Annotated in this window: 25 protein-coding genes and 1 pseudogene; 9 read left to right on the top strand and 17 right to left on the bottom strand. The window is 56.1% G+C overall.

Annotation, left to right across the window (positions count from 1 at the left end; all coding sequences use genetic code 11):
• Positions 1–10: 10 nt before the first annotated feature.
• Together KO116_RS01810 and KO116_RS01805 are read right to left on the bottom strand one after the other, a co-directional pair.
• Positions 11–313: an urease subunit gamma gene (locus tag KO116_RS01810; RefSeq protein ID WP_022521353.1), complete on the bottom strand. Its 303-nt coding sequence runs from the start codon at positions 311–313 to the stop codon at positions 11–13.
• 37 nt (positions 314–350) lie between these two features.
• Complete coding sequence (locus KO116_RS01805; protein ID WP_035555229.1) at positions 351–1,235, bottom strand: urease accessory protein UreD; 885 nt, start codon at positions 1,233–1,235, stop codon at positions 351–353.
• 260 nt (positions 1,236–1,495) lie between these two features.
• On the opposite strand from KO116_RS01805, the gene parS reads away from it, so the two are divergent.
• The 6 genes from parS (at position 1,496) to KO116_RS01775 (ending at position 6,449) form a co-directional block, all read left to right on the top strand.
• Positions 1,496–1,945 (top strand): type II RES/Xre toxin-antitoxin system antitoxin, encoded by a 450-nt coding sequence (gene parS, locus KO116_RS01800; RefSeq protein ID WP_035555227.1) that lies wholly within the window; start codon positions 1,496–1,498, stop codon positions 1,943–1,945.
• A complete protein-coding gene (locus KO116_RS01795) occupies positions 1,942–2,406 on the top strand; it encodes an RES family NAD+ phosphorylase (protein WP_035555225.1) in 465 nt (154 codons plus the stop codon). The genes parS and KO116_RS01795 overlap by 4 nt, the downstream gene beginning before the upstream one ends.
• Before the next feature lie 242 nt (positions 2,407–2,648).
• Positions 2,649–3,617, top strand: a complete 969-nt coding sequence (locus tag KO116_RS01790; RefSeq protein WP_035555222.1) for a metal ABC transporter solute-binding protein, Zn/Mn family — start codon at positions 2,649–2,651, stop codon at positions 3,615–3,617.
• A gap of 22 nt (positions 3,618–3,639) precedes the next feature.
• Positions 3,640–4,422 (top strand): metal ABC transporter ATP-binding protein, encoded by a 783-nt coding sequence (locus KO116_RS01785; RefSeq protein WP_035555219.1) that lies wholly within the window; start codon positions 3,640–3,642, stop codon positions 4,420–4,422.
• 3 nt (positions 4,423–4,425) lie between these two features.
• The gene (locus tag KO116_RS01780) at positions 4,426–5,532 is read left to right on the top strand and encodes a metal ABC transporter permease (protein WP_035555216.1); all 1,107 of its coding nucleotides are present in this window, start codon (positions 4,426–4,428) and stop codon (positions 5,530–5,532) included.
• Positions 5,529–6,449, top strand: a complete 921-nt coding sequence (locus tag KO116_RS01775) for a metal ABC transporter permease (RefSeq protein ID WP_035555213.1) — start codon at positions 5,529–5,531, stop codon at positions 6,447–6,449. Before KO116_RS01780 ends, KO116_RS01775 begins: the two co-directional genes overlap by 4 nt.
• Positions 6,450–6,546: 97 nt before the next feature.
• Here KO116_RS01775 and urtE read toward each other — a convergent pair whose 3' ends face one another.
• The 10 genes from urtE to KO116_RS01725 all read right to left on the bottom strand — a co-directional run bounded on the left by urtE (position 6,547) and on the right by KO116_RS01725 (position 18,439).
• Complete coding sequence (gene urtE / locus KO116_RS01770) at positions 6,547–7,266, bottom strand: urea ABC transporter ATP-binding subunit UrtE (protein ID WP_035555210.1); 720 nt, start codon at positions 7,264–7,266, stop codon at positions 6,547–6,549.
• On the bottom strand, positions 7,266–8,102 hold the full coding sequence (gene urtD, locus KO116_RS01765; protein ID WP_035555207.1) for an urea ABC transporter ATP-binding protein UrtD: 837 nt from the start codon (positions 8,100–8,102) through the stop codon (positions 7,266–7,268). The genes urtE and urtD overlap by 1 nt, the downstream gene beginning before the upstream one ends.
• Positions 8,099–9,271, bottom strand: coding sequence for an urea ABC transporter permease subunit UrtC (gene urtC, locus KO116_RS01760; protein ID WP_035555204.1), 1,173 nt, complete (start codon positions 9,269–9,271; stop codon positions 8,099–8,101). The genes urtD and urtC overlap by 4 nt, the downstream gene beginning before the upstream one ends.
• Positions 9,272–9,274: 3 nt before the next feature.
• Positions 9,275–10,894 (bottom strand): urea ABC transporter permease subunit UrtB, encoded by a 1,620-nt coding sequence (gene urtB / locus KO116_RS01755; protein ID WP_035555201.1) that lies wholly within the window; start codon positions 10,892–10,894, stop codon positions 9,275–9,277.
• Positions 10,895–10,986: 92 nt separating this feature from the next.
• Positions 10,987–12,348 (bottom strand): urea ABC transporter substrate-binding protein, encoded by a 1,362-nt coding sequence (gene urtA / locus KO116_RS01750; RefSeq protein ID WP_035555198.1) that lies wholly within the window; start codon positions 12,346–12,348, stop codon positions 10,987–10,989.
• 427 nt (positions 12,349–12,775) lie between these two features.
• Positions 12,776–14,305, bottom strand: a complete 1,530-nt coding sequence (locus KO116_RS01745; RefSeq protein WP_035555196.1) for a tripartite tricarboxylate transporter permease — start codon at positions 14,303–14,305, stop codon at positions 12,776–12,778.
• The gene (locus tag KO116_RS01740) at positions 14,305–14,757 is read right to left on the bottom strand and encodes a tripartite tricarboxylate transporter TctB family protein (RefSeq protein ID WP_035555193.1); all 453 of its coding nucleotides are present in this window, start codon (positions 14,755–14,757) and stop codon (positions 14,305–14,307) included. Before KO116_RS01740 ends, KO116_RS01745 begins: the two co-directional genes overlap by 1 nt.
• Positions 14,757–15,758 carry a Bug family tripartite tricarboxylate transporter substrate binding protein gene (locus tag KO116_RS01735; RefSeq protein ID WP_082072529.1) on the bottom strand — a complete coding sequence of 334 codons (1,002 nt, stop codon included), beginning with the start codon at positions 15,756–15,758 and terminating at the stop codon, positions 14,757–14,759. The genes KO116_RS01740 and KO116_RS01735 overlap by 1 nt, the downstream gene beginning before the upstream one ends.
• 172 nt (positions 15,759–15,930) lie before the next feature.
• Positions 15,931–16,674 (bottom strand): response regulator, encoded by a 744-nt coding sequence (locus KO116_RS01730; protein WP_035555190.1) that lies wholly within the window; start codon positions 16,672–16,674, stop codon positions 15,931–15,933.
• The gene (locus KO116_RS01725; protein ID WP_235272473.1) at positions 16,667–18,439 is read right to left on the bottom strand and encodes an ATP-binding protein; all 1,773 of its coding nucleotides are present in this window, start codon (positions 18,437–18,439) and stop codon (positions 16,667–16,669) included. The genes KO116_RS01730 and KO116_RS01725 overlap by 8 nt, the downstream gene beginning before the upstream one ends.
• Before the next feature lie 154 nt (positions 18,440–18,593).
• Between KO116_RS01725 and KO116_RS01720 the strand changes: the two genes are divergently transcribed.
• The gene (locus KO116_RS01720; RefSeq protein WP_035555187.1) at positions 18,594–19,322 is read left to right on the top strand and encodes a DUF481 domain-containing protein; all 729 of its coding nucleotides are present in this window, start codon (positions 18,594–18,596) and stop codon (positions 19,320–19,322) included.
• A 15-nt stretch (positions 19,323–19,337) separates the two neighbouring features.
• Here the strand turns inward: KO116_RS01720 and KO116_RS01715 are convergent, their stop codons facing one another.
• Genes KO116_RS01715 through KO116_RS01705 form a run of 3 tightly spaced genes read right to left on the bottom strand, consistent with a single transcriptional unit; the run spans position 19,338 to position 22,016 of the window.
• Positions 19,338–20,108, bottom strand: a complete 771-nt coding sequence (locus KO116_RS01715) for an ABC transporter permease (protein ID WP_035555184.1) — start codon at positions 20,106–20,108, stop codon at positions 19,338–19,340.
• A gap of 34 nt (positions 20,109–20,142) precedes the next feature.
• Positions 20,143–20,925: an ABC transporter ATP-binding protein gene (locus KO116_RS01710; RefSeq protein WP_035555181.1), complete on the bottom strand. Its 783-nt coding sequence runs from the start codon at positions 20,923–20,925 to the stop codon at positions 20,143–20,145.
• 2 nt (positions 20,926–20,927) lie between these two features.
• On the bottom strand, positions 20,928–22,016 hold the full coding sequence (locus tag KO116_RS01705) for an ABC transporter substrate-binding protein (protein ID WP_082072528.1): 1,089 nt from the start codon (positions 22,014–22,016) through the stop codon (positions 20,928–20,930).
• A gap of 404 nt (positions 22,017–22,420) precedes the next feature.
• Here KO116_RS01705 and KO116_RS01700 point away from each other — a divergent pair, with 404 nt between their 5' ends.
• The gene (locus KO116_RS01700) at positions 22,421–23,974 is read left to right on the top strand and encodes a BCCT family transporter (protein WP_035555178.1); all 1,554 of its coding nucleotides are present in this window, start codon (positions 22,421–22,423) and stop codon (positions 23,972–23,974) included.
• Between the two features lie 70 nt (positions 23,975–24,044).
• Here the strand turns inward: KO116_RS01700 and KO116_RS26240 are convergent.
• A pseudogene (locus KO116_RS26240) lies at positions 24,045–24,131 on the bottom strand (flagellin N-terminal helical domain-containing protein); the annotation flags it as partial.
• 87 nt (positions 24,132–24,218) lie between these two features.
• Positions 24,219–24,665 (bottom strand): 2-amino-4-hydroxy-6-hydroxymethyldihydropteridine diphosphokinase, encoded by a 447-nt coding sequence (folK, locus tag KO116_RS01695; protein ID WP_045812040.1) that lies wholly within the window; start codon positions 24,663–24,665, stop codon positions 24,219–24,221.
• A gap of 174 nt (positions 24,666–24,839) precedes the next feature.
• Between folK and KO116_RS01690 the strand changes: the two genes are divergently transcribed.
• On the top strand, positions 24,840–25,586 hold the full coding sequence (locus KO116_RS01690; RefSeq protein WP_035555174.1) for an SDR family NAD(P)-dependent oxidoreductase: 747 nt from the start codon (positions 24,840–24,842) through the stop codon (positions 25,584–25,586).
• The last annotated feature ends 36 nt before the right edge of the window (positions 25,587–25,622 follow it).

Here is a 25,622-nt window from a genome sequence, read left to right as displayed (position 1 = left end):
CAATCGCCCCTCAAACAATAGGCGTATGGACAGTGACCAGCTTGGTGCCGTCGGGGAAAGTGGCTTCCACCTGCACTTCGTCGACCATCTCGGCGACGCCGTCCATCACATCCTCACGGCTAAGGATCTCGCGACCATAGCTCATCAAGTCCGCCACGCTGCGGCCATCCCGGGCGCCTTCCATAATCTCGAAGCTGATCAGCGCCACCGCTTCCGGGTAGTTGAGCTTTAAGCCACGTGCCTTACGGCGCTCCGCCAGTTGGGCGGCGGAGAACAGCAGCAGCTTGTCTTTGTCTCTCGGGGTTAATTCCATGGGGCATTTCTCCAGCAGTGCATCGCAGTGATGCCTATTAGGTTAGCCAAATTCGTGGGGTATGCGCGGCGCGGTCTATCCACCGGGGGCGCAGCAGTTGCCAGGCCTTTTCGCATAATGCCCAGGCTTCGTTGCGCGAGTTGCCCAAATAGCGCAGTAGCAGAACACCGTGGCGGACGGTAACCGCCCAGCGCGGGTTATCCGGCAGCGCTTCACGCAAGGCTTCGATGGTCGCAGGCGCGTCGCTAATCCCAACCGCCCAGAGCGTGGCCTGCACCGTGGCACCGCCCTGCCCCCAGCGCCCAACAAAGCGTGGGTGAAGTGGGTCTAACGGTTGGCGCTCTAACCACAGCGGCTTGCCGTCCAGGGTTAAGCGGAAGTGCTGCTCAATGCGGCCTGAAATGTAGGGTAAGTCGCTGGCCGGGCGGCCCAGCGCCATCACTTCCCAGCCCAGGCAGCGGGCACTGCCGTGCAGCTCGATATGGGTGCGCTGCTCGCCTTTCGAGCCATCGAAGGCGATGGTTTCCTGTGGCAGCCATTCCAGAGTGGCGCCATCTTCAACGCTTAACCGGGTGTGCTGAGCCCACGCCACGCCCTGGCTGTCGGCTTTATAGAGTTTATTGGCGGCAGGCGTTGTGAGGAGCGCATGGGCACCGCGCTCGACATGCGCGTTAATAGTGAGCGCATCGCCGCTGACCAAACCGCCCGGTGGGTGCAGCACGTACACATGGCACGCCTCACCGCGCCCTTCCGGGTAGAACGACCGCTGCACCCGCAGCGGCCCCTGGTGGCGCGCCTGCACCATGCGGGTAACGCCATCGCGCTGGGCAAACCGCAGATCTAGCGATGCCGCCCAGTGGCGGCCGTGGTCAAAGCGGTGGCCGGAGGCAAGGGGAGATTTTGCGATATCGCATAGCATCATAATTAGCTATCGCTTCCTGTCAGTAAGCCATTAGCTAACTAGTGCAATTAATGCGCCAAAATGGTGAAAAGCAGAGGACAGGGCCATTCATCGGACTAATACTGCGTTTTGTTAGCTACATAAATCAAAAACGCACCAAAAAAGTGCTAAATAGAACTAAAAAGCACCATACAAGGGCGCTACTACTCTTGCCCTTGACGAATGCACCATCACCCTGTATATCATTTGATAGATCATAAAACTATCAAATGGAAAACACCATGGATATCCATTTCACTCAATATCAGCCTCCCAAAGCTTTGGCGCCCGGATTCTGGCAGCAAGTTGGTCTGCCTGCTCGCGGCCGTAAGCTGCATGAGCTGCTACATGCAGGCGTGGAATATCGTGTCTATCCCCAACTTGCCAAGGTATCAGGTATCGAGCAGAAGGCCCTGGCGCGCTATGTGGATATTCCCTCTGCCACGCTCAGCCGTCGCGCCAAATCGGGCCGCTTCAAAATGGAGGAGAGTGACCGGCTGTATCGCTTTGCTGAGCTTTTCAAGGCGACACTGGATCTATTCGAGGGGGACGCGGAGGGCGCCCGCGCCTGGCTGCTCAAACCCAATGCCGGGCTAGGCGGTCGTCGCCCTGTCGAAATGAGCGCCACATCGGCGGAGTATCAAACGGTGTTGAACCTCATCGGGCGGCTGGAGCACGGGGTCTCGGTATGAACGAGGTCACCGCCTATCGGCTGGTTAAGCGTAAGTTTCAGGAAACAGCGTTTGATGGCGAGGGCGCACGGCTTTACGGTGGGCGCTGGAACAGCCCGGGGAATGCCTGTGTGTATGTGGCAAGCTCCGAGTCGCTGGCGCTACTGGAAACTATGGTGAATCTGGAAAGCTATCGGCTGCTCAATGCGTATGCGCTGCTGCGCCTAACGCTGCCAGCAGACACCATTCTAAGCGTTGGCGAAGAAGATCTACCGGAAAACTGGCAGGAAGCCCCAGCGCCCGCAGAGACTGCTGAACTTGGCGATGGCTGGCTGGCATCCAACCAAAGTCTGGCACTGGCAGTGCCGAGCGTGGTCGTGCCGAGAGAGCTCAACTACATGCTCAATACGGCGCACCCCTTATTCGATCAAATCATCGCGACGGCCGAGGCACTGCCCTTCCAGCCCGATCCAAGACTTTGAACCGGGTGTGGATAACTTAAACCGTTCTTAGCAGACTTCAAAGGCGCGTTAGTAGCCCGTCTTACGTTTATTCCCGCAATACTCAAATGCCTTTTTCAGCCCACCTCAGCGTCTTTTATCCGCTTGACATTTCATCAATAGCGTCACAAACTTAGCCAAGGCTATACTTCTTTCCCTAGGACAACCAGTTTACACAAAGCAACTTCAACCCATCTACCTCATGACGAGTCTGGAGCTAAATAATGGCAACAAAATATGCCGTGATTCTATTGGGAGCGCTGCCTTTTAGTGCGTTGGCAACTGCCGATGAAACGCCCTTAAACGTGGTGGCAACGATTGGGATGATTGCCGATGTAGCGCAAGAAGTAGGCGGCGAATGCGTTAATGTGGAAGCCATGATGGGCCCCGGCGTAGACCCCCATCTGTATCAGGCAAGCGCTAGCGACGTGGCCTTGCTGCGGGGCGCCGAACACATTCTCTATTCAGGCTACTCATTGGAAGGACAGCTGGGGAGTGTGCTGGAGAATTTCTCGGCACGAACACCCACGCTTGCCGTGGCACCCGCTTCCATTGACCCGGCGTCGTTGATCACCGCTCAGGATGTCTACGGGGTCGACCCTCACCTGTGGATGGTTGTCTCTTTATGGGCCCAAACACTGCCCACCCTGAGCGATGCATTGAGCGAAGCACGCCCTGAGTGCGCCACGACGATTGAAACCAATACCGAGCGTTATCAGGCTCAGTTGCTAGCCTTGCATGAGTGGGTTAAAGAGAGCATTGCCAGCATCCCCGAAGAGCAGCGTATTCTCGTCACCGCCCACGACGCGTTCAGCTACTTTGGCCGTGCCTATGACATTGAGGTGGAAGGGATTCAGGGCATTAGTACCGAAACCGAAACTGGGATCGCCGATATTCGCAGCATGGCGGATAGCGTTGTTGCCCGTAACGTGCCCGCCATATTTGTCGAGAGCACCATCAATCCACGCACCATTCAGGCAGTGATCGATGCTGCAAGGCAGCGCGGCCATGATGTGACCATCGGCGGCCAGCTTTATTCCGACGCCATGGGCGATGAAGGCACGGTAGATGGTACCTATATGGGCATGATCTACCGTAACACCCAGCACATTGTCGAGGCGCTAGGCGGTTCCTTGGCCCCGCTGCCAAAGGCACTGGATGACTGGGCCAGCGAGTGGCAACTCGCTCAATAAGCATTCGATAAGGCAGTGATCCATGGCGACATCCGACCTTACAGACACCGCACTGAGTATTAAAAACCTGACGGTGAGCTACCATAACCAGCCCGTGCTTTGGGATATCGATCTGGATATCCCCGCCGGTGTCATGGCGGGCATTGTCGGCCCTAACGGGGCGGGCAAGAGCACGTTGATCAAAAGCCTACTGGGGCTGGTGCCGTCGCTGTCAGGCGAGGTGATGGTGCATGGGCGACCTTACGCCACGCAGCGTAAACGGGTGGGCTACGTGCCCCAGCGCTCAAGCGTTGACTGGGATTTTCCCACCACTGCACTGGATGTGGTCACCATGGGGCTTTACGGGCGTTTAGGTTGGCTCAAAAGACCGGGGCGAAAAGAGCGCCACGAGGCGCAGGAAGCACTTGAAATGGTCGGTATGAGTGCCTTGGCTGAGCGCCAGATTAGCCAGCTCTCAGGTGGCCAGCAGCAGCGCGTATTTTTGGCCCGTGCGCTGGTGCAGCAAGCCGATGTGTATTTTCTTGATGAACCCATGGCTGGCGTCGATGCCACCACCGAGCGGGCCATTATCGATATCCTGCGCCGCCTGCGCGACGCGGGTAAGACGCTGATTGTGGTACACCACGATCTGCAAACGGTTCGCACCTACTTTGACTGGCTACTGCTACTCAACGTGCGAGTCATCGCCAGCGGCAAGGCCGAGGAGGTGTTCAAGATCGATCACCTGCGCCAGGCTTACGGCGGTCAAATCGCGCTACTTAACGACAATGAATCGTTAATGTTTGCCGCCTCAAAGGTGAAGTAACCCATGGTGTGGCTTGAGCTTTTATCTGACTACACCTTTCAGAATGTCGTCATTGGCGCCTCGCTGCTGGGGCTGATCAGCGGCCCGCTGGGCTGTTTTGCGGTGCTGCGTCGCCAAAGCCTGCTGGGAGACGCGATTTCCCACGCCGCCCTTCCCGGCATCTGTTTAAGCTTTATCATCACCGGCAGCCGGGATATTGGCGGGATTATTATTGGTTCACTGATCACCGGCTCCGCCGCCGCGCTGATTATGCTGATGCTAACGCGCTTAAGCCGCCTGAAAACGGACGCAGCCCTGGGCGCCTGCCTGAGTATCTTTTTTGCCGTGGGTATCGTTCTGCTCACCTATATCCAGAGTACCAATAACGCCTCCCAGGGCGGTCTTGAGGCCTTTCTTTTCGGCCAGGCCGCCGCGACGCTGCGCTCCGATTTATGGGTGATGGGCAGCATTACGCTGGTCACGCTGCTGCTGCTTGCCGTCTTCTGGAAACAGGCCAAGCTGGTCACCTTTGATGCGGAGTACGCCCGCACGCTCGGCATGCCTATCACTGTGATTGAAGCATCGCTCACCGCTATGGTTGCGCTAGCGGTCGTCGTCGGCCTGCAGATGGTCGGTGTGATTTTGATGGCCGCCATGATCGTGGCACCCGCGGCCGCCGCGCGACAGTGGAGCCGCCACCTAGGCGGCATGCTCACCATCGCCGCAGGCGTCGGTATTGTCAGTGGCGTGTCAGGAGCGACCATCAGCACCCTATCGCGCGGCCTGGCAACCGGCCCGCTGATTGTCCTTACCGCAACCGTCATTGTGCTTATATCGTTGGCATTGGCGCCCGGCCGTGGGCTGCTGTGGGGTGTGATAAAGCACTATCGCCAGAAGTCAGCGCTGCAGAAACAGCAGCTACTTTATACGCTATATAAACACTCGGGTGACCCCTCATGCGCCCCTTCAACACTCGGTTCACGCAGGATGCTCAACAAGCTTAAGCAGCAAGGCTACCTAACCCGCTCTCCACGCGGTGCCACCCCAAGCGACGGCGGCTGGGGGCTAACGGCACAGGGCCAGGCGGAGGCTAGAAGAGTGGTCGCGGCCTTTGAGGAGTTAGCATCATGATGGCAGAGCTACTGACCACCACTGCCCTGCCCATTATGCTAGTGGGCGCGATGGTAGGCATCGCCTCCTCGGCGGTGGGCACCTTTTTAGTGCTGCGCGGCAACAGCATGTTATCCGACGCAATCAGCCATTCGATTGTGTTTGGCATTGTCATCGTCTGGCTGCTGACCAAGCAACAGAGCGGGCCGGTACAACTGATCGGGGCCGCCCTCACCGGGCTGTTAACCGTCCTGCTCACCGAAGCCTTAGCAAGCACCAAACGGGTCAAGCAGGATACCGCTATCGGCCTGGTCTTCCCGGCGCTGTTCTCTATCGGCGTGCTGCTGTTGAATATTTATGCCAATGATGTGCATATCGACACGCATACCGTGCTGCTCGGTGAGATCGGTTTTGTCTGGCTGGATACACTCGACATCTTCGGCCTGCCCATCCCCCAGGCGCTGGTATCGATGAGCGTAATGACGGTGCTCAACTACTTATTTATCGGACTCTTTTATAAGGAGCTGAAGCTGGCCACCTTCGATCCGGCGCTGGCCAAAACGTTCGGCTTTATGCCCTCGATTCTTTTCTATGTGCTGCTGATGCTAACAAGCTCCACCGCGGTGGCGGCCTTTGATGCGGTAGGCGCGGTGCTGTTTATCGCCTTTGCCATTGTTCCCGCCTCCGCCGCCTATTTGCTGACCGACCGGCTGTGGATGATGTTTATCATCGGTGCGCTAATTTCTATCGCCTCGAGTATTTCTGGCTACTACCTCGCCGTGTATCTCAACGTCTCCATTGGCGGCATGATGGCCGTCATGACCGGCGTATTCCTGATGCTCGCCTTTCTGGCAGGGCCACGCTACGGCGTGATTACCCAACGGGTCAAACGCCAACGGGCACGCCAGGCGCCGGTGGAGCCGCCGCCCAGCGTTTGAAGCCCAGCTTTTGGAAACACCGCTCATCCGAGCGCAAAAAAGCGACCGCCTTTCGACAACCGCTTGGCCGGGCAGGCGGTAACCGGGTGTGGATAACTTAAACCGTCAGATGCTGCTTGATCAGCTCATTAGAGAGCTCGCTGATCTCCCCTTTGGCCACCGGCCGGCCGCGATCCATGATCACAAAGCGGTCGGCGTACTTACGGGCAAAGGGCAGCTTCTGCTCCACCAGTAGCACCGTAAGGCCATCCTCGTTGATCAACTGACGAATCACTTGGCCGATTTGAGCGACGATATTGGGCTGAATGCCCTCACCTGGCTCGTCCAGAATCAGCAGTTTGGGTTCGATGACCAGCGCACGGCCAATCGCCAGCTGCTGCTGTTGACCACCGGATAAATCACCGCCACGGCGGTTTTTCATCTCCTTGAGCACGGGGAACAGCTCGTAGACCCGCTCGGGAATCTTTTTCAGCCCGTCGCTGCGGGCGGCAAGGCCGGTGCGCAAATTCTCCTCTACAGTCAGCAGCGGAAATATCTGCCGCCCTTGAGGCACGTAGCCAATTCCCAACCGCGAACGCGCTTCCACCGCTTTTTTGGTCAACTCGATCTCACCGCCACCGCTTGAAGCAGCGCTTGTGTAGCGCAGCGCACCGCTTTTCACCGCGACTTCACCCATTACGGCTTTTAGCAGCGTGGTTTTGCCCACGCCGTTGCGGCCCATCACGCAGGTGCATTGCCCGGCGGGCACCTCAAGATCCAGATCCCAGAGGGTGTGGCTTTCGCCGTAGAACTGGTTGAGCTTTTCAATGGCTAGCATCAGGCGGCCTCCTCGTCATCGGCACCCAGATAGACCTCAATGACTTTGGGGTCGCTGGAGACTTGATCCATGGTGCCTTCCGCCAGCACGCTGCCCTGGTGCAGTACGGTGACTTGGCGGGCAATCGAACGCACGAAACCCATATCGTGCTCCACCACCACCACGGACTGCTTACCGGCCAGCCCGGTGAGCAGTTCGGCGGTGCGCTCCATCTCCTGCTCGGTCATGCCCGCCACCGGTTCATCCACCAGCAGCAGGCGCGGGCGCTGCATTAACAGCATGCCGATCTCCAGCCACTGTTTCTGGCCGTGGGAAAGAATGCCCGCAGGCTGATGGCGCAATACCGTCAGGCCAATGGTTTCCAGCACTTCATCGATGCGGTCTTTGATCTCGCCGGTCATGCGTGCGGTCAGGGTGGGAAAGATCCGCTTGTCGGCAGCCATGGCCAATTCCAGGTTTTCAAACACCGATAGCGCTTCGAACACGGTGGGCTTTTGAAACTTGCGGCCAATGCCCAGGCTGGCGATATCGGGCTCGTTCATGTGCAGCAAATTATGGCGACTGCCGAACCACACGCTGCCGCTGGTGGGTCGGGTCTTGCCGGTGATGATATCCATCATGGTGGTCTTGCCCGCCCCGTTGGGGCCGATAATGCAGCGCAGCTCACCGTCGTTGATGGTCAGGTTGAGGTTATTGATGGCTTTAAAACCATCGAAGCTCACGGTGACATCTTCCATATAGAGTATCGGCCCGTGGCGAACGTCCACCGGAGAGGCTTGGGGCGCCATAAAATCGAACACCCGGTCACGCTGGGTCAGCGATTGCAGCAAACTCATGCGGAGGCCTCCTCGGGCGTGGGTTTATGATCCGGATCAGTCGTTTGATCCTCGCGTTTACGGCGCTTAAGGTAGCGAAACAGTCCCGCCACGCCCTTGGGCAGAAACACCGTGACCAGTACAAACATCGCCCCTAACGCAAACAGCCAGGCATCGGGCATGACGCCGGTAAAGATAGTTTTGGCGTAGTTGACCAGAATGGCACCAATCACCGCGCCATACAGCGTGGCGCGACCGCCTAGCGCTACCCACAGCACAATCTCAATGGAGAAAATCGGCGAGAATTCGCTGGGGTTGATAATCCCCACTTGCGGCACGTAAAGCGCCCCCGCCAGGCCTGCGAGCATCGCCGAGACCACAAACACAAACAGCTGAAAGCGTTCGACGCGGTAGCCGAGAAAGCGCGTACGCGCTTCGGCGTCGCGAGTGGCCACGCTCACACGGCCCAGCTTGCTGGTGACAATTGCGCGGCAGAGAATAAAGCCCAGCGCCAACGCCACCCCGGTGGCCAGAAACAGCCCTAAGCGTGTGGCGTCGCTGCGTAAATCGAAGCCGACGATTTCGCGGAAATCGGTGAGGCCGTTATTGCCACCAAAGCCCATCTCATTACGGAAGAAGGCCAGCATCAAGGCAAAGGTCAGCGCCTGGGTAATGATCGACAGATACACTCCGGTAACCCGCGAGCGGAAGGCCAAGAAGCCGAATACCAGTGCCAGTAGGCCGGGGGCCAGCAGCACCATGGCAAAGGCGAACCAGGCCATATCGAAGCCGTGCCAGAACCACGGCAGGCTGTCCCAGTTCAGGAACACCATAAAGTCGGGCAACACGGGATTGCCGTAAGTGCCTCGATCGCCAATTTGGCGCATCAGGTACATGCCCATGGCGTAGCCGCCAATGGCGAAAAAGGCGCCGTGTCCCAGGCTCAAAATGCCCAGATAGCCCCACACCAGATCCACCGCCACGGCGAGCAACGCGTAGCTTAAGTACTTACCGAACAGATTGACCGTATAGGCGCCCACATGCAGCGGATTCTCCGGCGGCACCGCCACATGCAGGATAGTGACCAGCGCCAGGGCGGCCAGTAGCACGCCAAGAAATATCTGCGTAGAGCGTTCGCTGAAGGGTCGTGTTAGCCAAAAATTCGTCGATGATTCGGTCGTTAGTGACATCGCTTAGCCCTCCGCAGCCCGGCCCTTCTGCGGGAAGAGTCCACGCGGGCGTTTTTGAATGAATAGGATGATAAAGACCAACACGATGATCTTGGCCAATACCGCGCCAGCCCAAGGTTCCAGCACTTGGTTAATGACACCCAGCGATAGCCCGGCCACCAGCGTGCCCCACAGGTTACCCACGCCGCCGAACACCACCACCATGAAGGAGTCGATGATGTAGTTCTGCCCCAGGTTGGGGCCTACATTGGTGAGCTGGGAGAGCGCCACACCGGCAAGCCCGGCCACACCCGAACCTAGTGCAAAGGTCATGATATCCACACGAGTGGCACGAATGCCCATGGAGCGGGCCATGGCGCGATTCTGAGTGACGGCTCGGACCTCAAGCCCCAGCCGCGTGCGGCGCATGATCAGCATCAGGCCGGCAAACACCACCAACGCAAAGCCGAGCACGTACATGCGGTTGAGCGTTAGCGACAGCGCATCGTTAACCACCAGCGAACCGCTCATCCACTCCGGAGTAATCACGGTACGGTTAAGCGGTGAAATCACCGTGCGCACCAGCTGCTGGAGAATCAAACTGATACCGAAGGTCGCCAGCAGAGTTTCCAGCGGGCGACCCTTGAGGAACTGAATCACGCCGCGCTCGATCGCCACACCGGCTAGGGCCGCGACCATAAAGCCTGCGGGAATCGATAGAATCAGCGCCAGCCCTGGTTGGCCAGGTAGCAGTTGCTGCATCGCCCAGGTGGTATAGGCGCCCAGCATCATCAGCTCGCCGTGGGCCATGTTGATCACGCCCATGACCCCAAAGGTGATCGCAAGGCCAATGGCCGCCAGCACCAGCACCGAACCCAGGCTCAAACCAAAATAGAGCGTTTCCAAACCGCGGTTGATTTTGAGCTGCTGCTCGATGCTTGCCAGCGAGGCGGCAGCGGCGTTGGCGACCACAGGGTCGTCACCATTCACCGCTCGGCTTAACGCTACGCGAGAGCGCGGGTGAAGGCTGCCATCCAGCGCTTCGACCCCCGCCATTTCGCCTGCTTCAGCTTGATAAATCGCCACGGCCTGGGCCAGACGATAGCGCACTTGATCGTCTTCTTCCTGTTCGATCAAATCATTGAGGGTGGGCACCAGCTCACCATCCACTTCACCTAACAGCCGCTCAGCCGAGATACGGCGGCGCTCCACGTTGGGCGAGTAGAGGTCAACCACCGCAATGGCGCTGCGCAGCTGATTGCGCAGATTGTTGTTAATGCCCACACGCTCCAGGTCGCGGCGGGACATCTCGCCCAGCGCCTCACCGGTCAGCACATCAGCCACCGGCCAGTCACGGCCGCGGTTCTCAAGCACTAGTACAAAGCGGCCATCGTCGGTGCGCTGTAAGCGGCCATCCAGCAGCGCCTGCAGCCAATCACGGGCGCGCTCGTCGTCGCTTTGCAGAATAGCCGTAATGGCTTCGCCTTTGGCGGTATAGGATTCAACGTCCAGCGCCTCTAACAGTTCGAGCGCGGCCGCATCATTTGTGGGATTGCTGGCGGCGTCTGTTGATTGCGCCTGCGCGGTGAGGGTCGCCCCCACCAGCAGGAAACAGAGCAGCGCCAAGGAAAGGAAACGCCTCATGGGGTTCTTCCTTTGGTTATCTAAGAGGGAAAGATAGCGTGCTCCTTGCCGCGCCAACCATCGAACCACGACGCGGCAAGGGGTTTTAGGCTTTACTCAGCGAGTGCCGCTTCGGCTTCTTCTGCTGCGGTGCTGCCACCACAGGAGCCGTTCACGACGTTAAAGTTGCCGCATTCCATCGGCTTGCGCCAATCGGCAATCAGGTCACGCGAGCCAGGCAGGTAGTCAGACCAGGCGTCGCCCGCCACAGTAGAGGGCGTCTGCCACACGATGTCGAACTGGCCGTTATCCTGAATTTCACCAATCAGCACCGGCTTGGTGATGTGGTGGTTGGGCATCATCGCCGCATAGCCGCCGGAGAGGTTAGGTACGGTCACACCGATAATGGCGTCTTTCACCGTATCGACATCTGTCGTGCCCGCTTTGCGAACCGCTTCGGCCCACATGTTGAAGCCGATGTAGTGCGCTTCCATCGGGTCGTTGGTCACTGCCATATCGTCGCCGGTGTACTCAATCCAGGCATCGATAAAGTCGTAGTTGTCATCGTTATCGACGCTCATGAAGTAGTTCCAGGCGGCCAGGTGACCGACCAATGGGCCGGTATCAATACCGGTAAGCTCCTGCTCGCCCACAGAGAAGGCGATGACCGGAATATCGGCCGCGTCGATACCCTGGTTGGAAAGCTCAGTATAGAACGGCACGTTGGCGTCGCCGTTAACCGTTGAGATCACGGCGGTTGGTTTACCCTCTTCACCGAAGCGACGAATTTCTGCCACGATGTTCTGCCAATCGGAGTGACCGAACGGCGTGTAGTTAACCATGATGTCCTCTTCCGCGATGCCGTGTTCATCCTTGAGGAACGCTTCGAGGATACGGTTGGTGGTGCGCGGATAGACATAGTCAGTACCGACTAGCGCAAAGCGCTCGATACCCACTTCGTTGATCAAATATTCAACCGCAGGAATGGCCTGTTGGTTAGGCGCGGCGCCGGTGTAGAAGACGTTTTCAGAGGACTCTTCGCCCTCATACTGCACCGGGTAGAACAGTAGACCGTTAAGCTCTTCGACGACTGGCAGCACTGCTTTACGAGAAACCGAGGTCCAGTTGCCGAATATGACGTCGACTTCTTCTTGCGCCAATAGCTCACGAGCACGTTCAGCAAACAGCGGCCAGTTAGAGGCGGGGTCAACGACAACGGCTTCCAGCTGGCGACCCAGCAAACCACCGGCTTCGTTCTGCTGTTCGATCAACATTTCGACGGTGTCTTTGAGGACGGTCTCACTAATCGCCATAGTGCCGGAAAGCGAGTGCAGGATACCGACTTTGATCGGGTCATCGTCTTGCGCGAAGGCCGGGGCGCTGGCCCCCATGACCGCGGCGGTGAGTAGCGCGGTGGCGAAACGGCCACTTGAAAGGAATCGTTGCGGGTGTGTCGAGCGTTTGAGAGTGTTCATTGTTAATCTCCTTGCACCCCTTATGATTGGGGCTTGATGGTTGGCTTCGCACTTGGGGTTGTTGTGTTAGCTCCCCCAATACGTCCACTAGCCATTAACACCTGCAAGGGATGCGCCAGATTGGCACAACGATCACTTATAGTTAATGAATCAGCTACTTAGTTATCTTAAAATATTCCTCATTATCGTCAAATGCACCAATATAAAGCGCAAAGCTGTTATTAAAGCACCTTAACAATGCACCAATAAGAAAACACTGCACCAACTCGGCACTTACATTAGTCATATACAATTTAGAAACTTTATACTTACTCTTCAGTTACAAAAACTGTAGAAAAGAGCCTGACCATCTTTCAGAGGTACTACTTATAAAAACGGGGCGTCGACTTTCGTCGACACCCCGTTGCTCAAGATGACTTTTTAAGTATTAATCGCTTTCAGGCGAGCCTGACGTAGGCGTTGCTCCCTTCATCCCACGACGCAGGAGAGGACCCACAATATAAGGCAAGATCAAGCCCAATCCAGCAAAGACCCAAAGGCCGATAGCCAGACCGCTATCCCAAAGAATCATCCAGTCGCCATCGGAGATATCCATGGCATGGCGCAGGTTCTTCTCCATCTCAGGCCCCAGCAACAAGCCAAGAATCACTGGCACCAGCGGAATCTCAAGCTTGCGCAGGACGTAACCGCCCACCCCAAAGGCCACCATGAAGTAGAGGTCAAAGATGGTGTTACTGATCGAGTAGATACCCACGAAGGCAATCATCGTGACGATCGGCAGCAAGTACATCGGCGGCACGGACAGCAGCTTGACGAAGATGCCCACCAACGGAATGTTAAGGATCAGCAGCAAAAAGTTACCGATCAATAGCGCTGCGATCACGCCCCAGACGATGTCAGCATTCTGGGTGAACATCAACGGCCCCGGGGTGATATTGAGCGAAATCAACAACGCTAAGAGTACTGCGGTAGTACCACTGCCCGGCACACCCAGGGTTAGCATGGGGACCAGAGCACCGCTCGAAGCGGCGTTATTGCCAGCTTCGGGAGCAGCCACACCACGCGGGTCGCCTTGTCCAAAATAGCCTTTCTTACCCAACACACGTTTTTCAAGGGTATAGCTGATGAAGCTACCCAACGAAGCACCGGCGCCGGGTAGCACACCGGCAACAAACCCCAGCACCCCGCCACGGAAACTGGTGGGTAGAATATCGCGGATATCTTTCCAGGAGAGCGAAAGCTTGTTGACCTTCATCTTCTCCTTACCACCGCCTGCGCGCTCCTCAATAAAGAACAGCAGTTCGGAAATGGCAAACAGACCGACGATAGCAATGATGAAGTCCACGCCTTCAAAAAGTTCGAGCACCCCGAAGGTGTAGCGCTGCACGCCAGTATTGTCGATACCCACCGTGGCGATCATTAGGCCAATACTGGCGGCGACTACCGTTTTCATAGGGTTTTTGCCAGTGATGCCGCCTAAGGTAGCGAAAGCCAGCAGGAAGAGCGCAAAATATTCTGCAGGGCCGAACGTTAAGGCAAAATTAGCCAACAGTGGCGCCAGCAAGATCAAACCAATAGTGGCGATAAGGCTACCGATAAAAGAGGCCACGGCTGAGATCGCCAGCGCCTCAGAAGCCTTGCCTTTCTGGGCCATAGGATACCCGTCAAGACAGGTCATCATGGCCGGTTCATCGCCGGGAATATTCAACAGAATCGATGAAATACGCCCACCGTACATGGCGCCCGCATACACGGAGGTCAGCATGATCAGGGCGGTTTCTGGTGCGAGTCCCAAACTGAACGCCAGCGGAATCAGGATGGCCACACCATTAGCTGGGCCTAATCCCGGCAAGGCGCCGATCAAGGTGCCAAGAAAAGCACCCAGCAAGGCGAACATTAGGTTATGGGGCTGCAGAGCAACGCCAAAACCATCCATCAGATAACCTAGAGTTTCCATTAGTTCATCTCCAGGAATGACAACAGACCCAGCGGCAAGGCGAGATCGAGTGCAAAACTAAACAGGAAGTACACGACCACTGCCGAGACTGCCCCGGTCATGTAAGCATTGAGCGGCCGAGCCCCCATGCGCCAGCAAAGCGTTCCCACAGCAAGCGTAGTGCTAATAATAAAGCCCAGCGGCTGAAGCAGCATGGCGTAAAAGATCAGCACCACTACGGCGATGATTAGCTCGATACCGGTACGGCTCCAAGGCCATGCATTATCGGGATCAGGGCGTACAATCAGATAAAGGCTGGAAATTGCCAACACTATGGCGAGCAACTTCGGAAAAGTGTCCGGGCCAACGGCTTCGGCCCCACCAAACGGTTCCGGGAACTGAGTCGCGGCCCAGCCGTACGCGACGGCCAGGACGATCATCAGGACCCCAAAGATGCGGTCGTTGAAAGTCATTACTGAATTAGCCCAATATCTTTAGAAAGCTGTTCAATCTCATTGATCTGGTTGAGTACGAACGCTTCGAACTCGCCAGCGGTCATGTGAAATGGCATCAAGCCGTTCTGAGCCATGACATCCTGCCACTCTTCACTCTCATAAATAGTGTCCATGGCATCGGTCCAATACGCTTCAGCTTCTTCGGAGACATCCGCCGGCATATAAAAGCCGCGCCAGTTGGGGCCAATGGCATCAATGCCTTGCTCACGGGCGGTGGGGATGTCAGCCAAGTCACCAGGCAGACGCTCTTCAGAAAGAACCGCCAGGACGCGTAAGTCGCCAGATTCCATAAACCCTTGGGCTTCGGTGATATCCCCGGTAAAGGCGTCCACGTGGCCACCGATTACCTGGGTTAGCGCTTCGCCACCGTTGTTGTAGGAGAGGTAGGCAATGCGCGGAAGATTTTCGACATCCGCTGCCTGAGCGGCGATCAGCACTTTGAGATGATCCCATCCGCCTTTAGCGCTACCGCCAGCGAACTTAACGCTGCGCGGATCTTCCTTGAGCGATTCCATGAGTTCATTGAGGTCATCAATCTCGGAATCAGCGGCCACGGCGATAATTCCGTAATCCGCCCCTAGCGCTCCGATCCAATTGACCTGATCGGCAGTCAACCCTGGGAATTGCCCTTGGGCCAGACGAGTGGTCGTGGCAGTAGAGGCTGCAACCAGTAGGTGGTCATCGCCAGCGCGCTTACTGACGGTATGGGCAAACGCCACACCGCCACCAGCACCAGCCATATTGATGGTTTGTACATTCGCAGGAACTATATCAAGTTCCTGCATGACATTCCCTACGCTACGGCAAGTAAAGTCCCAACCGCCGCCTGGGTCAGAGGGCGCTATACACTCCACCTTACCTTTTGGCTCGAAGGCTGAAGCGGTGCTAGCAAAAGTGGTAAGCGTCGCTAGCGGAAGGACCAGCAACGTTAAATACTTAAAGGAAGGCTTAATGATCATGGCGTTCTCCACGTGTCAGTGTTGTTGTATGGGGCGTCTTATTGTGAGACTGCACGCCGCGAACGTTAGAAGACCGCCACCCTGACCGACAAGCTTGTGCGCATAAAAGACAAAAAGTTCTTTACGCGCATTTTGTTCATTTTGTTCACGCCTGCTAGCTCACAGCACTTTCTTATAGAGAATCTAGCCAGTCATGTGCCGTCTTCAACAGTCGATAACGACGTTCGGGCCGCCCTACGTCACCATAGCCCAGCTCAGCACTTACCGCCTGCTCGGCAACTAGAAATTCTAAATAGCGGCGCGCGGTGGAGCGGCTAGCTCCCATGATGCGCGCCATTTGCATGGCGGTAAGGGAGTCGGGGGCATCGGCCAGGGCATCGATCACCCGGCGTAGTGTCAGCCGGTCAATGCCTTTAGGTAGGGCTTGAGATAGTGACTGACTTTTTGCCCGCAACGGCTCGCCGGGCTTAAGGCGCGCCAGCACGGAGTCCAGTTCATCCTGATTCATCTCAGCGCGGTTGGCCAACGCTTCACGCTCGCGACGGAAGCGAGTCAGCATTTGCGTCATTCGCGCAGCTTCAATGGGCTTGATCAGGTAGTCAAATACCCCACCGCGCAGCGCTTCACTAATGGTTTCCACTTCGCGTGCAGCGGTAACCATGACGATATCCACATGCACGTAGTCGCGGCGAATCGCCCACAGCAGCTCCAAGCCCTCGACATCGGGGAGGTAGGCATCTAACAAAATCAATTGGATGTTAGCGGCGTGTTCCGCCATCAGCGCCTTGGCTTCGCTGCCGTTGCGCGCCATACCCACTACATAAAAGCCTTCGCTCTTTTCAATGAAGGCTCTGTGGATATCGGCGATGCGAAAATCGTCTTCAACGACCAAAATGCCGTACTGCCTATCAGACATCGCGTTTCCCCTCGCCGCTATGGCCACTGTTTTTGGACTTGTTGTTGAGATCGTCGATGAGATCGCCTTTGAAATGATGGTTTAGATCACTGTCAGGCCTATTTTGGCATAGCGAGCGGTCAAGCACGGCGATAAAGCATGCCCCGCCCAGCTCACTCTCTTCCAAAGTAACAGCGCCGCCATACTGACGGCAGAGCCTAGCCACCAACGCTAAGCCAATGCCCTGGTGTTTGCCCGCTTTGGTCGAAAAGCCTTCTTGGAAAATCGACTCGGCGAGTTCAGCGGGCACCCCCGGCCCGTTATCCTCCACCTCGATCAGTAGCTGCTCACCCAGGTCGGTGAAAAACAGGCGTACTTTGGGCGTTTTATTTGGTCCATGAAGGGCGGCATGGCAGCCATTATCCAGCAAGTTACCCACCACGCTCATCATCACCTCTTGACCGGTAGGCGTTAGCGGGCAGGAGAGCGAGCTTTGTTCGTCAATTTCCAGCGCTACGCCAAGCTCCCGCGCGCGGGTGAGTTTACCCAGTAGCGTACCGCTAAGCACGGCGTCAGCCACGTTGCGCATTAAAAAGCTCATTTGCGCCTGGGCACGCTCGGTTTCCTGATGGATCAGCGACAAGGCTTCCTCGATGCGCTGTAACTGCAGTAACCCGGAGATGGTGTAGAGCTTGTTGGAAAACTCGTGAGCCTGGGCACGCAGCATATCCACGTCACGGCTAGCCTGGGTTAGCGCCTGGGAGAGGTCGACTATCTCCCGACGGCTACGGAAGGTGGCCACCGCCCCTTCGATCTCACCCTCGTGCAGAATCGGCACCCGGTTGACCACCACGGGATGATCGCCCAGCCACATCTCCTGATCGAACTCCTGCTCGCCGCGCCGGAGCACTTCCAATAACCGTGAGTTGGGCACAATTTCACGGATAGGCTGTCCCAACAGCACATGCTCGTCATCCAAGTTAAGAAAACGCCGCGCCTGCTGGTTGACCAGCGTGATATGCCCTTCTCGGTTAACCGCTAGGATGCCTTCGTGGATCGACTGCAAAATGGCCTCTTTCTCCATCGCCAGTCGCGCAATCTCATAAGGCTCCAAGCCTAGAATGACCTTTTTAAGGTGCTGCGATAGCCAATAAGCACCGGCGAACCCCAGGCAGATCATCAGCGCCACCAGTACCCAGCCAAAGCTGTTGTAGCGCGCCACGTCCATTTCGACGCGATCCATCATAAAGCCGACGGAAACCAGGCCAATAATATTGCCCTCTTCATCCCAGATAGGTGCTTTGCCACGCATGGCGGTGCCCAGTGAACCGGTTGCCTCGGAGACATAGAACTGGCCATGGATCAGCGCCTGATCGTTATCCCCACCCACCATCGGTTGCCCGATTCGTTCCGGCACGGGGTGTGAGTAGCGAATGCTTTGGGCATTGCCGACCACGACATAGCGCGCCCCTGTTTCTTGGCGTACCCGTTCTGCCAGCGGCTGGATAATAAAAGCGGGATTAGGGATATCAAATGCGTTGATAATTTGCGGCATTGACGCCACTGTTTTGGCCACCGCCAGCGCCCGTTCGCCCATCTGCTGGCTAATAATTTCCGCCTTGCGGAGATTGAGATACGTGCCCTGTGCCAGTAGCATGCCCGCCAGCAATAGCCCCACCAACAGCATTACCTGCAGGCGAAAGCTGCGTTTATACCAACTGCGCCTAACGCGGGTACGGCGCCAGCGCTGCAGCTCGGCGAGTGTTCGGGGGCGAGAAGCGCTCATAGATAGACTCAAAATACATGACCGCACCATTATGGCACGCGCCAGCAAACGACGTTAAACGCCAACACGTCATGTCATCATTCGCTGATATAATGCTCGATTGCCGAAACCAAGGAGGGAGATAGTGGCTATTGTTGCGAGAATCGTTCGATGGATGCTTTTGCTGGCCTGCTGGCCACTGTGGCTAAGTGTGGCTTATGCCAATCCGTTTTATGCCCCTCCGCCGCCCCAGGAAGATGCACCCGTATTCAGTGGCGATGCTGAGCTTGGTTTTACCCACCTGTCAGGCAACACCAACAGCCAAACCTTGATCGGCAAAACACGGCTAACGTGGTTAACCGGTAAATTCACCTACTCTCTGCGCGGTGAAGTACGCACCGTTAGTAAGGATGATGAAACCAGCGCTGAGCAGTACTTAATCGCAGGGCGCGAGCGTTACGAGCTCGATGGCCCCCACTATCTGTTTGGCTTTGCCCGCTGGGAGAAAGATCGCTTTGCCGGTTACGACCAGCAGTTGTCAGCGATTGGCGGCTACGGACGGCAGATTTTGGAGAACGAAACCCATACGCTCTCCCTGGAAGCGGGACCTGGTTACCGCCATGATCGGCTGCGCGACTACGACGATGAGCGCTTGATGGTGACCTACACCGCACTGGATTACCGCTGGGAATTTTCTGACTACGCGGATATCGAACAGGAAATGTCGCTTGAGTATACCAGCCAGAACATCACTTCCCGTTCGCTAACGGCCCTTACTGCCCGGCTCAACTCAAAGCTGTCGCTGCGCCTATCCCACGAAATCAAGCACAACTCCCAGCCGCCTGACGACACCAACGAACGCACCGACAGCACTACCAGTGCGTCGCTGCTTTATCGTTGGTGAGCCTTTACATAGAGACTAGCGGTTCTGACCACGATGCGCCCAGCCGGTCATGCGTTTTTCCAACTGTGCAAATAGCTCATACATCACCATCGCCATGGCGCTGATGACCAGTAACCCGGCGAAGACCAATCCCATGCGCATTTGCGAGCCCGCGCTCATCATCAGGTAGCCAATGCCTTGATTGGAAGCGACCGTTTCCGATACCACCGTGCCTACGAAGGCCAACGTAATCGCCACTTTTAGCGAGGCAAAAAAATACGGCAGCGAGCGCGGCAGGCCTACTTTTAGCAATACGTCCATACGCCGCGCGCCCAGCACTCGCAGTACATCTTCCATTTCGGGTTCCAGCGTCGCCAAGCCGGTGGCCACGTTGACCACAATGGGGAAGAAGCAGATCAAAAACGCGGTAAGAATGGCAGGTACCGAGCCAATCCCAAACCAGACCACCAAGATGGGCACGAACGCCACTTTGGGAATGGCATTAAAGCCCACCAATAGCGGATAGCAGGCGTTATACAAAAAGCGCGACGAACCGATAATAAAGCCTAGTACCAGCCCCACCGCAACGCCTAGACCAAAGCCGATGAGCGTGGTCCAGAAGGTTTGCCAGGAGTGCATGGCGATAGGGCCAGCATAGGTCACCAGCGCCCGGGCGGTTTCCATGGCGCTCGGAAAGATAAAGCTGGGCACGTCAAACACGCGCACTGTCACCTCCCAGATGATCACCAATGCCACCACCGCGATCCATGGTGCTAGTCGTTCAATGAGCGGGTTATTTTTCGTCATAAGCGCGCCTTTCATCACGTACTGCGTGCGTTTATCAAGTGCTACGTACTTCGCCAATTTGCGCCCGCAGTTCCTGAACTAGATCAATAAAGGGTTTTTGGTAGGTGGTTTCCAGTGCACGGGGTCGCGGCAACTCTATTTTACGGCGCTCGATTACCCGGCCGGGACGGCGGCTCATGATGTAGACGGTATCGGCCAGAAACGCCGCTTCGCGGAGGTCGTGTGTCACCAGCACTACCGTAAAGCGTTGCGCCTCCCACAGGTCGCGCAACACGCACCACAGCTCTTCGCGGGTAAACGCATCCAGTGCGCCAAAGGGCTCATCCAGCATGAGTAGACGCGGCTGGTGAATCAGCGCCCGGCAGATCGACGCCCGCTGCTGCATACCGCCAGAAAGCTGCCAGGGGTATTGATCTTCGTAGCCTTCCAGCCCCACTGTCTTTAGCAGCTTGCGCGCCCAGCCGACAAACTCTTCGCGCCGCTTGCGGAATTGATGGCGGTAAGGTTTGACGATCTCCAGCGGCAGCAAGACGTTATCCAAGGTGGTGCGCCAGGGCAGCAGATTGGCGTTTTGAAACGCCATACCGGAGATCTTCAACGGCCCGGCAACCGTTGCTCCATCCACTCGCACGGCACCGGTGGTAGGCGCATGCAGACCGGTGCAAAGCTTCATAAAGGTCGATTTACCGCAGCCGGAGGGGCCCACGAAGGCGACGAACTCGCCTTCGTGGATGCTCAGGTTGATATCTTCAATAGCGTTACCCGACGTATCGTAGGCCAGGCTAACGTCATCAAAGGTGACGAACGCTGCCGACATGCTTATTCGCCCTCTGCCGAAAACAGCATACGTTCTTCTTGGGCAGGTAAGTAGTTTGAATTAAATACCTGATCGGGAGAGGGGATTGACGTGAGGTCGTAGGCATCGGCGACCAGTTGAATCGCCTGAGCCAGACGCTCGTCATCCACCCCGCCCACACCATGTTCACGAGCATCGGGGGTATCCACCACGCTCTCTAGGGCCAGTTTTAAGCGCCGTGTTTCCATTTCTACATCAATCAAACCATCGCGGTTTTTGACGTACTCAATAGCGGCTTCAGGATCGGCAATGGTTTCGCCGAGTGCGCGGTTGAAGGCGCGTAGAAAGCCTTGCACAGCTTCCGGATTCGCTTCGGCGAAGGATTCGCTGGCGATGATCGCATTTCCATAAAGCGGCACGCCGTATTCGGGGAACGGCATGATGGTCAGTTCGTCTTCACTCATACCGCGCTCTTCAAGATTGAGCAGGCTAGTAAAGTAAAAGCCGGTGATCGCGTCCACATCGCCACGAGTGAGCAGCGTTTCACGCAGCGTGGGGTCGACGTTCTGCCACTCAACTGCGTCAGCTTCCAGGCCATTAGCGGCGGCAAACACGCCCCAGGCACGGTAACCGGTGTCAAAGGCCGGGGCGGCGATGGTTTTACCGGCTAAGTCAGCCGGACTTTCAATACCGCTCTCTTTACGAGCAAATACCGCAGCGGGCGTGCCATCGTAGACAATATAGACGCCCTGAATGCCGGGACCATCAGGGTTCTCAGCGAGGAATTCGACCAGCGCATTAAGGTCGCCAAAGCCCATCTCGTAAGCACCGGACGCCACGCGGTTAATCGCCCCTGCTGAGCCACTGCCGGAGTCGATTTGAACGTCCAGCCCCTCTTCAGCGAAGTAGCCTTTCTCGGCAGCCATCAAAAAGGGGGCGGAGGGTCCTTCAAAGCGCCAATCCAACTGAAAGCGTATCTGGGTGTCGTCGGCATGGCTGAGAGACGGCATTAACACCAGTGCAGCAGCACCGCCCACACACAAACGTGTAGGCGAATGGCGTAAGGCAGCAGTGTTGAAAGTAGAACGGAGAAGCGTCAATACGGGCGACATGGCGGCATACCTTGTATACAAAACATGCTTAAGTATTAGCAGCAATACTGCCAAATTTAGTATTTCTTATAATTATCAGACAATTACGAAAAGATCCTAACGAAGAACGCTTTGCCCGCACGCCAATAGCGTGCATGCGTGCTCCTAAAACGCACCAAAATAAAACATATTAGACGTTGGTCTATATCGGCGGTATACTACGCGCAGTTTCCTGTCCTTGCGCCATTCATTGAATGGCGCTTTTTTTTACCTAAAACTTCACTTGGTAGACCGCTACTTCCATTAATGCCTGCTGATATTAATGACTATTTACATTCATTGAGACACGGCGTTAAACCACCTAACGACGTGCTTTGATAAGCTTTTTTTCCACCTTCCCCTTGCTCCCCCATAAGGTATTAAACATGAACCAACCCAGCCCCAACGCTGAGGGTTCCCAGCGTTTCTCACTTGGCGATCCCATTGTGCTGATCTTGAGTATCGGCTTTATTGTCGCTTTTCTGGCGCTGTCGTTTTACGACGTAGCCCTAGTGGCGGATAGTATCAGCGCAGGTTTCGCGTGGACGGCGTTAGTGTTAGGTAGCTATTTCCAGTTACTACTGCTGATGACGTTCTTTATTGCCATTGGCTTAGCGATGACGCCGGCTGCAAAAGCTAAAATCGGCAACTTAGCTGCACCAGAAATGAGCACGTTTAAATGGCTATCGATCATTTTGTGCACCCTGTTGGCGGGGGGTGGCGTATTTTTTGCCGCCGGCGAGCCGGTTTACCACTTTGTAGTGACGCCCCCTGCCTTTAATAGCGAAGCGGGCACCGCTGCAGCCGTTTCTGGCGCTTTAGGTCAGTCCTTTATGCATTGGGGCTTTATGGCCTGGGCGGTACTGGGGTCATTAACAGCGGTGGTTCTCGCCCATGCACATTACGTAAAAGGCCAGCCGCTGCAACCACGTACGCTACTCTACCCGATACTCGGTGAACGCTTAATGCGTGGCCCACTGGGCGGTTTAGTCGACGCCTGCTGTGTGATTGCGTTAGTTGCGGGCACGGTTGGACCCATTGGCTTTCTGGCCACTCAGGTTAGTTTTGGTCTTCATGAGCTGTTTGGGCTGCCGGAAGGCTACACCGGCCAACTGATTATTCTGGGCATACTTGCCAGCATCTACGTGCTCTCCTCCATGAGCGGTGTACACAAAGGCATTCAAATACTTAGCCGTTTTAACGTGCTGCTGGCGCTAGGTATTGGGGCGGTGATTATTGTCTTTGGCCCAACGCTGTTTTTGGTCAATAGCTATGTTTCCGGCATGGGCGCTTATGTCAGCGAATTCTTTACCATGGCGACCATGACCGCAGAAACCGCCCCAGCGTGGTGGATGCAGTGGTGGACGGTGTTTTTCTTTGCCTGGTTTATCGGCTATGCCCCCGTGATGGCGATTTTTGTGGCGCGGATTTCCCGCGGGCGCAGCATTCGCGAAATGATTGTGGCAGTGGCGATTCTCGCGCCTATCGCCACTACCGTTTGGTTTACCCTGCTTGGGGGCTCGGGCATCTACTACCAGCTTAATGGCGTGATCGATTTAACCGAAGCACTTAATAACTTTCAGTTTGATGTCGCCACGTTAACCGTTGCCCAGGCATTGCCCGGCGGCACCTGGATGGCGCTAGCCATTTTACTGCTGACGACGATTTTCGTAGCGACCACCGGTGACTCAATGAGTTACGCCATTGCGGTGGTCGGCGCGGGGCACGATAACCCGAGCCCGGTCATGCGGGCGTTTTGGGGGATTGCCATGGCGCTAATGGCGGCGGTACTGCTGTATATGGGTGCTGGTCAGATTGGCGCGTTGCAGCAGTTCATTGTTATCACCGCGATTCCGGTGTCGTTGATACTGTTGCCATCGCTCTGGAATGGTCCACAGGCAGCCTACGCCATGGCCCGCGAACAGGGCATCATTGAATAGGTAAGCCGCTCTGGCCCTGGCTACCTTATATCCCTTCCAGCAGGCGCAGAATCATCTGCGGCTGCTGGTTGGCCTGGGTCATACCATTGATTTTCGCCGCCATACGTTTAGCAATCGCCTGCCCTGCCGGGTCATCTTTAGCGCTATTGATACGTAACCAGATGAGAGGCGCACGCCTCCGGAGGAAGCTAACCGACCCAGACGCTGGGCGGCTATAACGTTACTATCGGCCTAGCCATAAAAATCATGAGCGTTTTACTGGTTCAAGGGTGCGGCCACTGCTGGCGAGCACTTCGTCGACCGGTACTTTTACATAGTCATGCTGGTAGTAACCCTCATCCACAACTTCCCCATTCCACGCCACCATATCGAGATCCATCGTGCGTGGCCCTGACTTAATCGCGCCGCGTACTCGACCTAACCGGTCTTCCACTTCTTTGAGGTAGGCGCGAAACGCTTCTTGCTCAAGTGACGTGCTGACTAATAGTGCTGCATTTAAGAAATCAGGCTGCTGCTGATAACCTACCGGTGTTGTGCGTATCGCTTTTGAGCACGCCAAGAGCTTGCATTCCTGGCTAAGAATCGTCAGCGCCTGATCAAAATAATGTTCAGGATCGATATTGGACCCCAGGGAGATCAAACACTCATGGAGGGCGGCAGCCTGCTCGCTAGGCAACGTCGTGGGTAGCATGGCGACATCCTGTGTTAGTGGCGTTTTCTAAGAAACATGGAACTACCCTATTGTGAGCCAGCATTATAAATACCTCCAGGCCCCTGCCATGTTTTAAGCTCTGTATAAGTTATTGACAAACGCTGCACTCACGCAGAGAGTTTTGCATATCCATAAAACGATAGGGAACGCTTTATGCACCAACAAGCTGCTTTGGTCACCGGCGGTGCCACTCGCTTGGGCCGATACTTTTCTGAAGCATTGGCCGATGCGGGATATGATATTGCACTGCACGTCAATCGCTCCCGCGAGGAGGCTGAAGAGGTCGCCAGCGGCATTCGCGCCAAAGGACGAGAGTGTGAAATATTTCACTGCGATTTTTTAAACGACGATCTACACGTCTTACTGCAGTCGGCAAAGCAGCGCTTCCCAGGGCTTAGTTTGCTGCTGAATAGCGCTTCCGCCTATGAGCCAGCACCGATAGCCGGGACGGATCTGGCGATGCTGGAAGCTCAGTTCCGAGTCAATATGTTTACCCCGCTACTGCTGACGCGCCACTTTGCCGAGGTGGTTCAAGAGGGCCAGGTGATCAATATCATTGATAACAAAGTGGCCTATCACCAATACCCCTATGCGGCGTATTTACTGTCGAAAAAGAGTTTAGCGGAGATGACTCACATGGCGGCGCTGGAGTTCGCCCCGCGTATTCGCATTAATGGCCTTGCCCCTGGCGTGGTACTACCTGCCTCCCAGCGCACCAGTGACTATGTCCAGTGGCGTATTGAAGGTATTCCGCTTAAGCGACAGGGTGATCCTGCCCATCTTGTACAGGCTTTGCACTATTTATTGAATAACGCTTTTGTGGCCGGTCAAATCCTGTTTGTCGATGGCGGTGAGTCCATCAATATTGAGGGGCGCCACTCGGAAAACTATACTTTATAAACATGCATTATAAGCCGATGCTTCTTTAAGAAGCGG

This window comes from Halomonas sp. KO116 (genome assembly GCF_000734975.2).
GTDB classification, from domain to species: Bacteria; Pseudomonadota; Gammaproteobacteria; order Pseudomonadales; family Halomonadaceae; genus Vreelandella; species Vreelandella glaciei.
The sequence above is the reverse complement of the archived record's forward strand: the minus strand, read 5'-3'. Positions and strand labels throughout refer to the sequence as shown.